General features: G+C 52.7%; 1 protein-coding gene. It reads left to right on the forward strand.

Going from position 1 to position 1,986, the window contains the following annotated elements:
• Nucleotides 1–1,986 (forward strand): Ig-like domain-containing protein (locus D467_RS19920; protein WP_018916275.1); only part of this gene is annotated, 1,986 nt, incomplete at both ends.

A 1,986-nucleotide genomic window follows, 5' to 3' on the forward strand; every position in this document is an offset into this window, starting at 1 on the left:
GAAGCACCGACATTGGTGCTGGACAACGACACTGGTGCGGATGACAGCGACGGTATTACCAGCGATGGCACGGTTAATGTGGGTAACCTCGAGCCTGGCGCCACGTGGGAGTACTCCCTCGATGGTGGCGATACCTGGATCGAGGGCGTCGGTGACAGTTTTGAGCTTCCCGATGGCGACTATGTGGATGGCGATGTGATCGCTCGCCAGACGGATGCCGCCGGTAATACCAGCGACCTTGGCTCGCTGGGTGCCGTTATTATTGATAGCGACTTGGACGGCGGCGATGGTTTGCTAGATCCATCTCAGGCATTGTTAGGCGCCCTGCTGCCTGGTCTTGAGGATCTACTCGGCTTGGACGATGGTGTATTAAGCGATTTGGTCATAGATACCGACGCCTTGACTTCGAGTCTTAATGACGCCCTCGGGCCACTGCTAGGCTTCGAATTTGACCCTGACGACCCTAATGGCCTTGATGAATTTGATAATTTGTTTGCTGAGGCAACAGATAGTTTAGGTAATGTCCTTGGCCCGTTGATCGGAGAAGCTCTAACCCAGGATGTTTTAGATGCATTAGACCTGCAGGTTGATTTTATAACGGATAGCGTAATTAACCTGTTGCAGGACGGTTTACTGGGCGGTCTGCTGGTTGGCCTGGGGTTAGGGGCAACTCTTGATAATTTGTTAGGAGAGGGTGGTCAGCTTGATAGCATCCTTGAGACGCTGCTGGGCGATGGCAGTCTGATTGGTGGAACGCTAGCTGAACAGGGCTTAATAGGCGGCTTGCTAGCTGAAAATGGCACTATTGGTAACCTGCTTGTTGAAAATGGGCTCGTCGGGTTATTGCTTGCTGATGATGGATTGGTAGGTGGGCTCCTGGCCGATGGAAGCGATCTTAATAATCTTTTGACCGCATTGTTAAATGATCAAGGGATCTTAGATGGCCTGCTTTCTGGCCTCTTTGGCAGTGAAGGCGGTGTGCTAGGCGGCCTGTTAAAAAATGGGGCAATGGACGGCTTGTTGGATGAGGCTGGATTGCTTACCGCCCTTATCGGCTCTCAAGGCGTGCTGGGTGGAGTTATTGAAACATTAGAAACCTCCCTAACCGCCTTGACTGGTAGCCTCGGCCTAGATCTGGATCAGCTGCTTGGCGAGGAACTGTTACCAGAACTTCTAAATGAAGGAGGGGCCGTTGATCAGCTTCTTGGCTCGCTAGTAGGGACTGAAGGGATTTTAACGCAGCTTCTGGGTATTGATGGGGCTGGAGGACAGCTTGCAGATAAGTTGCTTGGAGCCGAAGGCCCTCTTGGGTCGCTGCTGGAAAGCCTTGTTGGCGAAGGTGGCCTGCTAACAAACCTGATTGGTGATCTGTCACTCAATGACAGTCAGATCAATGATCTACTGGAAGGGTTGCTGGGCGAAGAAGGATTACTGGCTAGTCTCCTAGGAACGAACGGCCCCTTGGGCGGCTTGTTTGAAGATACCGATTTGTTAAATGGCTTATTGGGTGAGGAGGGGCTGCTTGCAGAATTGGTAAATAGCTTATTAGGTAACGGTGGCTTGCTTAATGGTCTGCTAGGCGAAGAAGGGCTCTTGGGCGAGGAAGGTTTTGTCAATAATCTGCTTGATACCATACTGGGACCCAATGGATTACTGGCAGGCTTATCCCTTACGGCCATAGTGGACCTTGAGCTGCAAACGGAACTTCTCGCCAATCTGCTTGGCCCAGACGGCCTATTGGCTGGCCTATTAGGAGCCAACAGCCCGCTAGGCAATCTGTTAGGTGAGGAGGGCGTACTCGAGGCGCTATTGGGGGATGACGGCATCGTCGGTAATTTGCTGGAAACCCTGTTAGATGAAGAAGGCGTTCTTAGCGGCTTGCTGGAAGGTAACCCCGAGGGCAGTGAGCTGCTGAGCAGTCTGCTACAACCTCTGCTGGGCGAACAGGGACTGCTGGCCGGCCTGCTGGGTAACGAGGCGCTGGAA

Source organism: Vreelandella zhanjiangensis DSM 21076 (genome assembly GCF_000377665.1).
GTDB lineage: Bacteria > Pseudomonadota > Gammaproteobacteria > Pseudomonadales > Halomonadaceae > Vreelandella > Vreelandella zhanjiangensis.